The sequence below is a fragment of the Cobetia sp. 1AS1 genome (assembly GCF_029846435.1).
GTDB lineage: Bacteria > Pseudomonadota > Gammaproteobacteria > Pseudomonadales > Halomonadaceae > Cobetia > Cobetia amphilecti.
On the sequence record NZ_JARWKU010000001.1, the window covers coordinates 1 to 12,921 of the forward strand.

The window sequence follows — 12,921 nt, forward strand, 5'->3', positions numbered from 1 at the left end:
AAAAAAAACCCCGCCTCGAGGCGGGTTTTTTTGTGCAATGCGTGCTGCTTTTCTGTTGCTCAGAGCTCTGCGAGAAAAGCGCTGCTGGTCAAGGCCTCAGTGCAGGCCACCATCGCGGATGACGCCCACCCCGAGACCCTCGATCTCCAGGCTGTCCGTGCGCAGGTCGACCTTGATCGGTGAGAAATCCTCGTTCTCGGCTTCCAGCCACACGTAATGTCCGTCACGGCGGAAGCGCTTGACGGTGACTTCATCCCCCAGACGTGCCACCACGATCTGCCCGTCACGCACGCTGGTGGTACGGTGCACGGCCAGCAGGTCGCCTTCCAGAATCCCCACATCCTTCATCGACACGCCGCGCACACGCAGCAGGTAGTCGGCAGCCGGCGAGAAGTAGTCGCTCGGCAGCGGGCAGTGACGGTCGATATGCTCGCTGGCAAGAATCGGGCTGCCGGCGGCCACTTCCCCGATCACCGGCAGACCATCGTTGGCGCTGTCGTCGACGTCAGCCAGCGACGGCACGCGAATGCCGCGTGAGGTGCCAGGCACCATCTCGATGGCGCCCTTGCGCTTGAGGGCGCGCAGATGCTCCTCGGCGGCATTCGGCGAGCGGAAGCCCAGCGCCTGGGCGATTTCGGCCCGCGTCGGCGGGTAGCCAGAGGACTTGATGGTCTTGATGATGAAGTCGAAGACATCCTGCTGGCGCGGAGTAAGCGGCTGGGTCATGGCATTGCCTTTGGCCTGGGCGGCATCTTGAGCTGACGGCACGGGGTGTGCATCCATACAACTGTCATTGTATCCAGTCATGGCGGTCATGCAAGGCATCGTGGCTTGCGTGGTGGCCTCAAAGGGCAGGTAGTCGCCGGGATATCGCTGTCTGGCGACTTTTCGTGCCGATATCCGAGGCATTCTTTCTTGAAGGGAATGTCTGGAAGTGAATGTCTGGAGGTGAATGCCTGGAAGTGAATGTCTGGAGATGAACCCGGCCTGGCTCTGGCGGGGTGGTCAGTCACCGAGCATGACGAGCCCTTGAATCGGGATGGTCAGCGCTGAGGGAATATCAGGCTTGGCTAAGCCTCTGGCGTTTGAAACGCGAGAGAATTGTCAGTCATGGCATGGCGCGCTAGAATCAAAGTGTTTCAAACGAATGTTCGCCGATGGTAGTGCTCACGGGTGTCATGATCGAACGCGCCTTGCGGTGAACCTGCACCACCTCATGAGAGAGTCGCCGCGCGGGGCTTGCGCCGTGACCTACGACTCCAGTCCTTTTCTACCTGACAAGGGTTCCGCCCATGGCCCAGACCGATACCGTTACCCGCATCCTCGATACTGCCGAGGTGCTGTTCGCCGAGCGCGGCTTCGCCGAGACCTCACTGCGCAACATCACCAGCAAGGCCAAGGTCAATCTGGCGGCGGTGAACTACCACTTCGGCTCCAAGAAATCGCTGATCCAGGCGGTCTTCGCACGCTATCTCGACCCTTTCAGTGAGCGTTTCCACGCGGCCCTCGACAGCGTCGAGCAGCAATACGCCGGGCGACAGGTGCCGCTGGAGGTCCTGCTGGAGGTGATGGCGCGTACCGTGCTGGAGGTGCCGGCCGAGCGCAACAGCCTGCGTACCTTCATGCGCCTGCTCGGGCTTGCCTATACCCAGGGTCAGGGCCACATGCGGCGCTATATCCGCGAGCATTACGGCACGGTCTTCAGCCGCTTCGCCGAGCTTCTGAAGCTGGCGACGCCTGATCTGCCCGACAACGAGCGCTTCTGGCGCCTGCACTTCATGCTCGGCAGCGTGATCTTCACCTTCTCGGGCCTGGATGCGCTGCGCGATATCGAGGAGGCCGAGTACGGCCATCACACCACGGTGCGTGAGCTGATCCAGCACATGCGGCCGGTGGTGGTTGCGGCGATGGCAGCGCCGCTGCCTGCCTCGCTCGGGGATGGTGAGGCGGTCACCCAGGCGGCCAGCTGATGGCCTGCTGGGTAGCGGTGGACCTCTCGCGCCAGAGCCTTGAGATACGCAATGACGCGCCGAGTGGCAGTCGTGATGCGCCGCCCCCCGCGGCCAGCTCTGATGCGCTGGTGCACGCCTGCGCGATCTCCAGCGGCCTCAACGGTATCGGCGAGCTCGACGGCAGCGGTTGCACGCCAACCGGCTGGCATGTGATTCGTGCCGCCATCGGGGCGGGCAATCCGCGTGGCGCCGTCTATCGCGGCCGGCGCTTCACGGGCGAGGTGTTCACGCCCGAGCTTGCCTTGGAGCATCCTGAGCGAGACTGGATCCTGACGCGCATTCTGTGGCTCAGCGGCCGCGAGCTCGGCGTCAATCGTGGTCGCAATGCCCGCGGCGAGCGGGTCGATAGCCTGCGTCGCTACATCTATTTTCATGGCACGCCCAGCACGGAGCCCATGGGGGTAGCGGCGTCCCACGGCTGCATTCGCTTGCGTGATGACGACCTGCTGCGACTCTTTGCCGAGGCTGTGCCCGGCACTCCGGTGCTGCTGCATGCCTGAAGGCGTTGGTGTCCGAGTCTGATACCCTCCATGAGCTGTCACCGGAATCTACGTGACAGCCCCTTGCCGGGGCGCAGCTGGCCGCGACTGTTCGATAGGGGTTCAGTCGGCTAGAATTGCGCCTTTCCTCGCGCTGGCAGCCTGATTCATCACGTTTCTTCCAGGCTGCCGAGCCCCGTAAAAGACATGAAGTCCTGGCGGTCGTGATTCCTCTCTTCACGGGACATCACTGCCGCAGGCCATGGACAGGAAGGATGACATGACACAGCCACTGGGCTCCGTAATGGTCGATGTTGCGGGGCTGACCCTCGCCCGCGACGAACGTGAACTGCTGGCACGCCCTGCCGTCGGGGGCGTCATCCTGTTTGCGCGCAATTGCGCCTCTCCCGAGCAGGTGCTGGAGCTGAGCCGCGAGATTCGCAGCGTCAATCCGCACCTGCTGATCGCCATCGATCAGGAAGGCGGGCGCGTCCAGCGTCTGCGCGAGGGCGTGACACGCCTGCCATCGATGCGCAGCCTGGCACAGTGCTGTCTCGGGCGTGACTGTGATGGCTGCGGCGAAGACGCCCAGGCCGCAGGCCTGGGTCTGGCACGCGATGCCGGCTGGCTGCTGGGCATGGAAATGGCAGCCATCGGCTGTGATATCACCTTTGCGCCGGTACTGGATATCGATGTGGCGGGCTCGACCATCATTGGCGATCGCAGCTTCGGCGCCACGCCGGAAGACGTCATCGCGGTGGGCGGCGCCTTCATCGACGGGCTGCAGGAGGCGGGCATGTCCGCCGTCGGCAAGCATTACCCGGGGCATGGTGGCATCTCGGCAGATACCCATCTGGAGCGCGTGGTCGACCCGCGGCCATTCCGCGAGCTGCGCGAGCATGACCTCAAGCCCTTCGCGGCCCTCGCCGAGCGTCTGGGCGGCGTGATGCCGGCGCATGTGATCTATCCGGATTTCGATGCTCGTCCCGCGGGCTTCTCGCCCAGCTGGTTGGGTCTGCTGCGCGAAGAGTTCGGCTTCAAGGGCGCCATCTTCTCCGATGACCTCGGCATGGCGGCGGCCGTCGCGGAAGGCGGCCCGGCAGAGCGTGCGCGCCTGGCGCTGGACGCCGGCTGCGACATGGCGCTGGTCTGCAATGACCCGGCCGCCGCGCGCGAAGTGCTCGACAGCCTCGATGACGATGAGCAGCGCCACCGTGGCAAGCGCCAGGCGCGGCTGCGCTATGCGCGAGCTCGCCCGACGCTGGATGGCCTGGTGGGGCTGGCTCGCTGGCGGCGCACCCACGCGCGGCTCGAATCGATGGCGGCCAGTCAGGCATCACAGCAGGCTGCCATGCCCTCGGGCACGCTAGGCGCCGCTGACGCGTCTGACGCACGGTCGGCCTCTGAGTCCGGTAGCGCGCAATAATCAGGCACGCGGTGCCTTTTTCGAGTCGAAGACTGGCAAGGAATTCCCATGGCTGAGCAATCCGCCACCGAGGCTGCTGCCGACAAGCTGGCAGCGCCTGCCGAAGAGATGATCAATCAATGGGTCGAGCCGCTGCGCCACTGGGTCGAGCAGACCTTTGGTCTGCCGCTGTGGGGCATCAATCTCGCTCTGCTGCTGCTGGCGGTGCTGTTGCTGCACCTCATCGAGCGGGTGGTGCTCACCCGCCTGGCGACGCATGCCGAGAAGAGCCGCAACCTGTGGGATGACGCCCTGGTGCATGGCCTGCGTCATCCCTTGTCATTCTGGCTCTACAGCATGGGGGTGTTGCTGGCGCTCGGCATCATCACCGGCCAGTTCAGCCTCGGCGGGGCCGAGAAGTACCTGGGCACGGCGCGCCAGATCGTGACCCTGCTGGCGCTGGCCTGGGCGTTGATTCGCATGGTCAAGCGCTTCGAGGCGCTGCGCACCATGCCGCCGCCCGGCACCAACGTCAACGCGATGGATGCCACCACGGCCTCGGCGATCAGCAAGCTGTTGCGGGCGGTCGTGGTCGTGCTGGTGGGGCTGGCCATCCTGCAGAATCTCGGCGTCTCGCTGTCCGGGGTGCTGGCCTTCGGGGGTGTCGGCGGTATCGCGGTCGGCTTTGCGGCGCGGGATCTGCTGGCCAACTTCTTCGGCGCCCTGATGATCCATCTCGACCGGCCCTTCAAGGTCGGCGACTGGATCCGCTCACCGGACCGCGAGATCGAGGGCACCGTCGAGGATATCGGTTGGCGCCTGACGCGCATCCGCACCTTCGACATGCGGCCCCTCTACGTGCCGAACGCCATCTTCACCAGCATCTCGGTGGAGAATCCGTCGCGCATGTACAATCGCCGTATCTTCGAGACCGTGGGGCTGCGCTATGAGGATGCCGCCCAGGTCGGCCCCATCGTTGCCGCGGTACGCGAGATGCTGGAAGGCCATGACGAGATCGACCAGACGCGCACCCAGATCGTGAACTTCACCACCTACGGTGAGCATTCGCTGAACTTCTTCGTCTATGTCTTCACGCGCACCACCGACTGGGTGAAGTACCACGCGATCAAGCAGGATGTCCTGCTCAAGGTGCACGACATCATCCGTGAGCATGATGCTCAGGTGGCGCTGCCTGGCCAGCGTCTGCATTTTGCCGATGTACTGTCCTTCGAAGGACGCCACCATGAACACGACGCCGAGGCTGAGAATGCCGCGGCGTCATCAGACACGCAGACGCGCGGGTCCCGCCGCCGTTCTGATTCAACCGCCGCTGCTACATCCTCCTCTGCGCCCGTCCGGCGTGGAGATGAGGCCAGTGACACCCAGGAAACTCCCGATGCTGACTCCGACGCCTGAGACCCTCACCGCCCTGCATGACGAAATGCGTGAGGTGATGGACAATGCCGATTGCCTGATCCCGCAAGCTGACCTTGAAGTGGCACTCGACCGCATGGCCGTTGAGCTGACGGAACGCCTCGGCGATCGCATGCCGATCTTCTATTGCGTGATGAACGGCGGCCTGATCACCGCTGGCCAGCTGTTGACCCGCCTCGACTTTCCGCTGGAAGTCGATTATCTGCACGCCACTCGCTACCGTGGCGCGATGCGCGGCGGCGAGCTGTTCTGGCGCGTCAACCCGGAGCTGCCGATGGCCGGTCGCGACGTGGTGATCGTCGATGACATCCTCGATGAGGGTGGCACCCTGGCCGCGATCCTCGAGTACTGCCGTGAAGCCGGCGCGCGCAGCGTGTCCAGCTGTGTGCTGGTCGACAAGAAGCATGACCGCAAGGCCTACCCGGGCTTCAAGGCCGATTTCTGTGGTCTCGACGTCGAAGACCGCTTCCTGTTCGGCTTCGGCATGGACTACAAGGGCTACTGGCGTAACGCGCCGGGCATCTACGCGCCCAAGGGCCTGTAAGATTTGCTGGATGGCAGCCGCCATCCCGCGATATGACACTCGTTCACCACCCGCCCGGGCAACCGCGGCGGGTGGTGTCGTTTTCGGGGCCTTTTCTGTTCTCCTGGCGCAGAGCGTGACGATTGTGCTTGTTGTCGTCGGTCGGCTCGGAGTAGCGTTCGCTGAGGATCGGAGTGCCCGGTCCCGAGAGATTCCTGCACATGGGTGGCAAGGAGGCGGGCGATGCTAGCGGTGATCGGTGGAACGGGGTTCGGCAGTTGGTCAGGCATGGAAGTGCTCAGGCGCGGCGGGCAGGAAACGCCCCTGGGGGCGGCCTCCTGTGGTGTCGTGGAGGGGCGCTTGAATGGGCAGTCGCTGCTGTTTCTGGCCCGTCATGGTCAACCGCACAAGGTGCCGCCGCATCGCATCAACTATCGCGCCAACCTGTGGGCGCTCAAGCAGGCGGGCGCGACCCATGTGGTGGGAGTCAACTGCGTGTCCGGCATCGACCCGACGCTGGCCCCGGGCACGCTGGTGGTGCCGGACCAGCTGATCGATTACACCACCGGCCGCGAGGGTTCGTTCTTCGATGGGCGTTTCAAGCCGTTCCAGCATGTGTCGTTCGCCTGGCCGTATCATCGGGTCTGGCGTGAGGAGCTGCATGCGGCGGCCGCCGAGGCGGGGTTGCCCCTCACGGCCGGTGGGGTGCTGGGCGTGGTGCAGGGGCCGCGGCTGGAGACTGCCGCCGAGATCCGCCTGATGGCGCGTGATGGCAATACGCTGGTCGGCATGACGGGCATGCCCGAGGCCGTGCTGGCCCGTGAGCTCGAGATGGAATACGCCAGCCTGTGCCTGGTGATCAGCCATGCCGCGGGCGTCGGCGAAGAGGAGCCGACCCGCGCAGGCACGGAATCCGTGATCGAGGCCGGCATGCCCAGGGTGCAGCGCTTGCTGGCGACGCTGTTGGCACGCCGTGCCTGAGCTGCCTGATCTCAGGAGGAGAGATGGTGCAGGCGGTGGTTGTAGGTAGGCGGTGGTGTAGGGAGGGCGTGTAGAGGGCGTAGAGCGTGTAGAGCGTGTAGAGGGTATGCCCGCACGAAAAAACGGCCTGCATCCGCGATGCAGGCCGTTTTCATGTTCCGCTCACGCTCACGCTCAAGTTCATGCCCAAGTTCGAGCCCAGGCGCCTGGCAGTGCAGGGCGCGTCAGGCCGCCTTGGTCTTGGCGTTGAGCAGGTCCAGCAAGGTCTCGCAGAAGCTGAAGCGCGCCTCGGCGTCATCCATATCAGTGGCGAAGCGCAGCGTGTCGGCGCCTTCCAGCTTGTAGACATCCGACTGGCGCTGGATCAGGTTGACCAGCGTCAGTGGATCGACCGGCGTCTGGGCGCCGAAGATGATGCGACCACGTCCGGCGCCGGCCTCCAGCTTGATGATGCCCAATGCCTGGGCGCGCTGGCGCAGCTGGGTCTGGCGGAACAGCGTCTTGACCGGTTCCGGCAGCAGGCCGAAGCGGTCGATCATCTCGACCTGCAGTTCGCGCAGGTCGCTTGCGTTCTCGGCGTTGCTGATGCGCTTGTACATCATCAGGCGCTGCTGGACATCATGCAGATAATCGGCCGGAATCAGTGCCGGCAGATTGAGGCTGACCTCGACGCCTTCATCCAGCGGTGACTCGATATTGGGCGTCTTGCCCGCCTTGATGGCCTTCACGGCGCGATCCAGCATCTCCATGTACAGCGAGTAGCCGATGGTTTCCATCTGGCCGGACTGCTCGTCACCCAACAGCTCACCCGCGCCGCGGATCTCCATGTCATGGGAGGCCAGCGTGAAGCCGGCACCGAGGTCCTGGGATTCGCTGATCGCTTCCAGGCGCTTGACCGCATCGCGGGTCATTGCCTTGGGGTGCGGGGTCAGCAGGTAGGCGTAGGCCTGGTGATGCGAGCGCCCGACGCGGCCACGCAGCTGGTGCAGCTGGGCCAGGCCGAACTTGTCGGCGCGCTCGATGATGATGGTGTTGGCGCTCGGGATGTCGATGCCGGTCTCGATGATGGTCGAGCACACCAGCACGTTGAAGCGCTTGTGATAGAAGTCCGACATGCGTCGCTCCAGGCTGCGCTCCGGCAGCTGGCCGTGGGCGACACCGACATTGGCCTCCGGCACCAGCTCCGCGATGCGCGCGGCGCTCTCCTCGATGGTCTTGACCTCATTGTGCAGCACGTAGACCTGCCCGCCGCGCAGCAGCTCGCGCAGGATGGCTTCCTTGACCACGCCGTCGTTGCGCTGCTGGACGAAGGTCTTCACCGACAGGCGGCGCGCCGGCGGCGTGGCGATGATGGACAGGTCGCGGATGCCGCTCATCGCCATGTTCAGCGTGCGCGGAATCGGCGTGGCAGTCAGGGTCAGGATGTCGACCTCGGCGCGCAGGCTCTTGAGACGCTCCTTCTGGGAGACGCCGAAGCGGTGCTCCTCATCGATGATCAGCAGTCCCATGTTGGGCAGCTCCAGCGATTTGGAGAGCAGCTTGTGAGTGCCGATCACGATATCGGCCTGACCGTTCCTGATGCGCTCGAGCGAGGCTTCCTGGCCCTTGCCGCTGGTGAAGCGCGACAGCAGGGCGATCTCCACCGCGGTGTCGGCGAAGCGATCGCGGAAGTTGTCGTAGTGCTGCTGGGCGAGCAGGGTGGTGGGCACCAGCACCACCACCTGACGGCCGGAATTGACGGCGAGGAAGGCGGCGCGCATCGCGACTTCCGTCTTGCCGAAGCCGACATCGCCACATACCACGCGGTCCATCGGCTGGGGCGCGCACATGTCCTGGATCACCGCGCCGATGGTCTGCGCCTGGTCCGGCGTTTCCTCGAAGGGGAAGCTGGCCGCGAAGCGTGCGTAGTCCTCGGCGGGGAAGTCGCAGGCATGGCCGACACGCGCCTCGCGGCGTGCATAGACGTCCAAGAGCTCGGCGGCGGTATCGCGGATCTTCTCGGCCGCCTTGCGCTTGGCCTTCTCCCACTGCTCGGAGCCCAGCTTGTGCAGCGGCGCCAGCTCGTCACTGGCCCCGGAATAGCGCGAGATCAGGTGCAGGCTGTCCACCGGTACGTAGAGCTTGGCGCCATCGGCGTATTCGAGCGCGAGGAACTCGGCCTCCTGACCCCCGGCGTTGATGGTCTCCAGCCCCAGATAGCGGCCGACGCCGTGGGTGTGGTGCACCACCGGCGCGCCTTCACGCAGCTCCGAGAGGTGGCGCACGGCCAGCTCGTTGTCATCGGTGGCGCGCGCCTGGCGGCGGCTCTGACGTACCACTTCGCCGTAGAGCTCGGTCTCGGTGATGACCACCAGCCCCTTGTGGCTGTCGGTGTCATCGCTGGACAGGGCATCTTCTGCCTGCGCGCTGGCCACCCAGGTGCCATGCGTCAGGCCACCGACGGTCAGGCCGACGGCGGCTGGGCTAACCACGAAGTGCTCGAAGCTTGCGAAGTCATCCAGACTGCGCAGCCCGAAGCCGCGCAGCAGCGGGGTGAGCTGCTCCTCGACGACTTCGCGGCGGCCCTGGGTCTCGGCGACGAAAAGCACGCGCTGGGCATGCTCGCCGTTCAGGCGCTGCTTGAGGAAGCTGGCCAGGGCCTGGGTCGGGTCGGCGCTGCGCGCATCGATGGCCAGGCTCGGCAGGGTCTGGTGGCCGAACTCGATGGCGTGGGCATTGGGCTCACGTACCAGCTCGATGCGCTCATGCTGTTTGATCAGGCCCAGCAGCTCATTGACCGGCACGAAGGCGCGGTGTGGTGGCAGCAGCGGGCGTGTCGGGTCGACGCCCAGATTGGCATAGCGGGTGGTGATGGCGTCCCAGTGGCTCTCGGCCGCCTCGCGCACGCCGGGCAGCATGGCAATGCGCAGCTCGTCGCCCATGTGATCAAAGAGCGTCGCGGTCTCGTCGAAGAACAGCGGCAGGTACTGCTCGAGCCCCGGCGAGGGAATGCCCTTGATGGCGTCGTTGTAGAGAATGCACTGGCGCGGGTCGACATCGAACAGCGTCTCGAAGCCCTCGCGGAAACAGGCGATGGCGCCACGCGTCAGCGGGTATTCATGTGCGGGCAGAATCTCGATCGCCTCGACCTTGTCACCACTGCGCTGGGTGTCAGGGTCGAAGGCACGCAGGGTGTCGATCTCGTCATCGAACAGGTCGATGCGCAGCGGCTGCTCGCTGCCCATGGGGAACAGGTCGATCAATGCGCCGCGCAGGGCGTATTCGCCCGGCTCGTAGACCGTCTCCACCGCGCGGTAACCGGCCCGCGACAGGCGTGAGCGGAAGTCTTCGCGATTGAGGATGTCGCCCTTGGCGAGACTGAAGACCTGGCCTGCGATGTAATCCACCGGTGCGAGGCGCTGCATCAGGGTGTTGACCGGCACCGGCACGATGGCGCGGCGGCTGGTCTGCAGGGTGCGCAGGGTGCGCAGACGCTCCGAGACGATGTCCTGGTGCGGCGAGAAGCTGTCGTAGGGCAGCGTTTCCCAATCGGGGAAGGGCAGCAGGCGCTCGGGATGGCGCGTATAGAAGCGCAGGTCGGCTTCCAGGCGCTGGGCGCTGGCGGTGTCCGGCGTGATGACCATCAGCGGCGCTTCATCGGCATCGGCCAGGCGCGCCAGCGCCAGCGCCGCGGCGCTGGGGTCATTGAGCATCCAGAAGGTGGTTTCGCGGCGCGAGCGCGGCAACGGGGGCGTCAGCGGAGTCTCGAACATGGGCTCTGGTGTCTTGTGTCCTGGGCTTGGGCGCAACGCCTTGCGGCGTTCACGGCACGGGATGACGTCACGGGCAGGGCCCGAGTGAATAAGGTGCTGGGTCAGTCGCTCACGGTGAGCGGCCCACGCATGCAGATGACGCTGAGCGACTCATGGGCGCAAGGCAGTCTCTCGGGTGCACGGCACGCTCAAAAGCGCGCGGCATACTCCGGAGAGCGACAAGGCAGGCGCGCTTCAACGCAAGCTGTCGCAGCGCAAGGGGCTGCAACGTCAGTCGCCGCCATGAAAGGAGTCGCGCTTGATCATAGCAAGTCAGTCGCTATATGGGGGCAAGTGATGCGCTTTTCAGCACCGTGGACACAGATGGCCGAGCGTGGGATGGGGGAAACGCTTTTGTAGTCAAATCGTTGATTCTGTAGCACTACTACCCTGCGTGCGACCATCCTTTCATTGTGGTGCATAGCCGCGTTACGCATACTCAGCTGGCCTTGTCCGGCGTCGCCAAGCGCTCGGTGACGACCATCATTATTTGCCCGCACGTGAGAGGATGCACCCGTGAGCCAAGAGAATCTCGAAGCCTGTTTCAAGCAGTGGCAGGACAATGAAGCCCTCGCGGAGCAGATGATCCCGCTGTTGGGAGATCTCTACCGCCGCTTCAACGTCGTGCCCTCCATCTACGGGCGTTCGCTGATCAATCGCTCGATGGTGCGCATCCTCAAGAACCACCGTTGGGTGCGCAAGGCCGAAGGCGTCGAGCTGTCAGTGGAAGACACCTTCCCGCTGGTGCGCGCGATGATCGAGCTCAACCTGGGCCCGGCCCATGTCGACATCGGCAAGCTGGCGGTCACCTTCAAGCGCTCTGACGAGACGGACATCACCGCCTTCCTCAAGCGTGAGCTGGCCGACATCGTCGGTGGCTACGTCGAAGGCGGCATGGGCGGCGACCCGAAGGACGTCGTCCTGTATGGCTTCGGGCGTATCGGTCGCCTGTTGGCGCGCATCATGATCGAGAAGGCTGGCGGCGGTAACCTGCTGCGTCTGCGCGCCATCGTGGTGCGTGGCAGCAAGGATGATCTGGAAAAGCGTGCCAGCCTGCTGCGTCGCGACTCGGTGCACGGTCCCTTCGAGGGCAGCATCACCGTCGATGAAGAAAACTCGGCGCTGATCGTCAACGGCAACTACATCAAGATCATCTACGCCAATTCGCCCACCGAGATCGATTACACCGCGCACGGCATCGACAACGCCATCGTGGTCGACAACACCGGCAAGTGGCGTGACGAAGCGGGCCTGGGTCAGCACCTGGAGTGCAAAGGCGTGGCCAAGGTGCTGCTGACGGCACCGGGCAAGGGCGATCTGAAGAACATCGTCTACGGCGTCAACCACACCGACATCAGCGATGATGACCGCATCATCTCCGCGGCTTCCTGTACCACCAACGCCATCGTGCCGGTACTGAAGGTGCTGCACGACGAGTACGGTGTCAGCCAGGGTCACGTCGAGACGGTGCACTCCTACACCAACGACCAGAACCTGATCGACAACTTCCACAGTGGTGACCGTCGTGGCCGTGCCGCGGCCCTCAACATGGTGTTGACCGAGACCGGCGCCGCCAAGGCCGTCGCCAAGGCGCTGCCGGAGCTTTCCGGCAAGCTGACCGGCAACGCGATCCGCGTGCCGACGCCCAATGTCTCGATGGCGATCCTCAACCTGACGCTGAACACCGCAAGCGACGCCGAGCGCATGAACGACTTCCTGCGCACCGCCTCGCTGCACTCCTCACTGCAGAAGCAGATCGACTACGTCGATTCCTGTGAAGTGGTGTCCTCGGACTTCGTCGGCAATCGTCATTCCGGCATCGTCGATGGCCAGGCGACCATCGTCACCGACAAGCAGGCCGTCGTGTACGTGTGGTACGACAACGAGTTCGGTTACAGCTGTCAGGTGGTGCGTATTCTGCAGCACATGTCCAACGTGCGTTTCAGCTACTTCCCGACGCGCTGAGTCAATGCGCCGCGTCTGTGGCGTGAGTTGCGAAAAATTGAAATAAATACCTGCTGTTACAACGCCCCCGCCCTCAATGATGGCGGGGGCGTTGGCGTTTTCGGCGTGTGCACCACTTTAGTGTCGTATGGTCTTTCCGGCCTCGCATCTTTATAATGAGCCGGATTTTTTTGGGCCGGTCCAATCTCTGGGCTACACCTCCAACCGTCTGATAAGAAAAGCATTCACATTGCCTGATACGCGAAAATCGCGAGGTTGCCTGGTCAATTGTCGGCCTCGAGGCGTATCTACGATGGGTGATCTTTCCTGAACAACATCAGATCCGACAATT

Annotated in this window: 9 protein-coding genes; 7 read left to right on the plus strand and 2 right to left on the minus strand. The window is 64.3% G+C overall.

Annotated elements, in window-relative coordinates; genetic code table 11:
• Window positions 1-96: 96 nt before the first annotated feature.
• Window positions 97-726, minus strand: coding sequence for a transcriptional repressor LexA (lexA, locus tag QD280_RS00005; protein ID WP_166019261.1), 630 nt, complete (start codon window positions 724-726; stop codon window positions 97-99).
• A 566-nt stretch (window positions 727-1,292) separates the two neighbouring features.
• Here lexA and QD280_RS00010 point away from each other — a divergent pair.
• From QD280_RS00010 to QD280_RS00035, 6 genes are all read left to right on the plus strand, one after another.
• The gene (locus tag QD280_RS00010; protein ID WP_043331928.1) at window positions 1,293-1,970 is read left to right on the plus strand and encodes a TetR/AcrR family transcriptional regulator; all 678 of its coding nucleotides are present in this window, start codon (window positions 1,293-1,295) and stop codon (window positions 1,968-1,970) included.
• Window positions 1,970-2,512 carry a L,D-transpeptidase gene (locus QD280_RS00015; RefSeq protein WP_192838411.1) on the plus strand — a complete coding sequence of 181 codons (543 nt, stop codon included), beginning with the start codon at window positions 1,970-1,972 and terminating at the stop codon, window positions 2,510-2,512. The genes QD280_RS00010 and QD280_RS00015 overlap by 1 nt, the downstream gene beginning before the upstream one ends.
• Window positions 2,513-2,771: 259 nt before the next feature.
• A complete protein-coding gene (nagZ, locus tag QD280_RS00020) occupies window positions 2,772-3,917 on the plus strand; it encodes a beta-N-acetylhexosaminidase (RefSeq protein WP_248379324.1) in 1,146 nt (381 codons plus the stop codon).
• Between the two features lie 48 nt (window positions 3,918-3,965).
• Window positions 3,966-5,312 (plus strand): mechanosensitive ion channel family protein, encoded by a 1,347-nt coding sequence (locus QD280_RS00025; protein ID WP_279837903.1) that lies wholly within the window; start codon window positions 3,966-3,968, stop codon window positions 5,310-5,312.
• On the plus strand, window positions 5,293-5,874 hold the full coding sequence (locus QD280_RS00030; protein ID WP_043331927.1) for a hypoxanthine-guanine phosphoribosyltransferase: 582 nt from the start codon (window positions 5,293-5,295) through the stop codon (window positions 5,872-5,874). Before QD280_RS00025 ends, QD280_RS00030 begins: the two co-directional genes overlap by 20 nt.
• 222 nt (window positions 5,875-6,096) lie before the next feature.
• Window positions 6,097-6,834 (plus strand): S-methyl-5'-thioinosine phosphorylase, encoded by a 738-nt coding sequence (locus QD280_RS00035; RefSeq protein ID WP_192838413.1) that lies wholly within the window; start codon window positions 6,097-6,099, stop codon window positions 6,832-6,834.
• 224 nt (window positions 6,835-7,058) lie between these two features.
• Here QD280_RS00035 and mfd read toward each other — a convergent pair whose 3' ends face one another.
• Window positions 7,059-10,586: a transcription-repair coupling factor gene (gene mfd, locus QD280_RS00040; protein WP_279837905.1), complete on the minus strand. Its 3,528-nt coding sequence runs from the start codon at window positions 10,584-10,586 to the stop codon at window positions 7,059-7,061.
• 555 nt (window positions 10,587-11,141) lie between these two features.
• Here mfd and QD280_RS00045 point away from each other — a divergent pair.
• Entirely contained in the window at window positions 11,142-12,590 is a 1,449-nt protein-coding gene (locus QD280_RS00045) for a glyceraldehyde-3-phosphate dehydrogenase (RefSeq protein ID WP_279837908.1), read from the plus strand.
• Window positions 12,591-12,921: the final 331 nt, after the last annotated feature.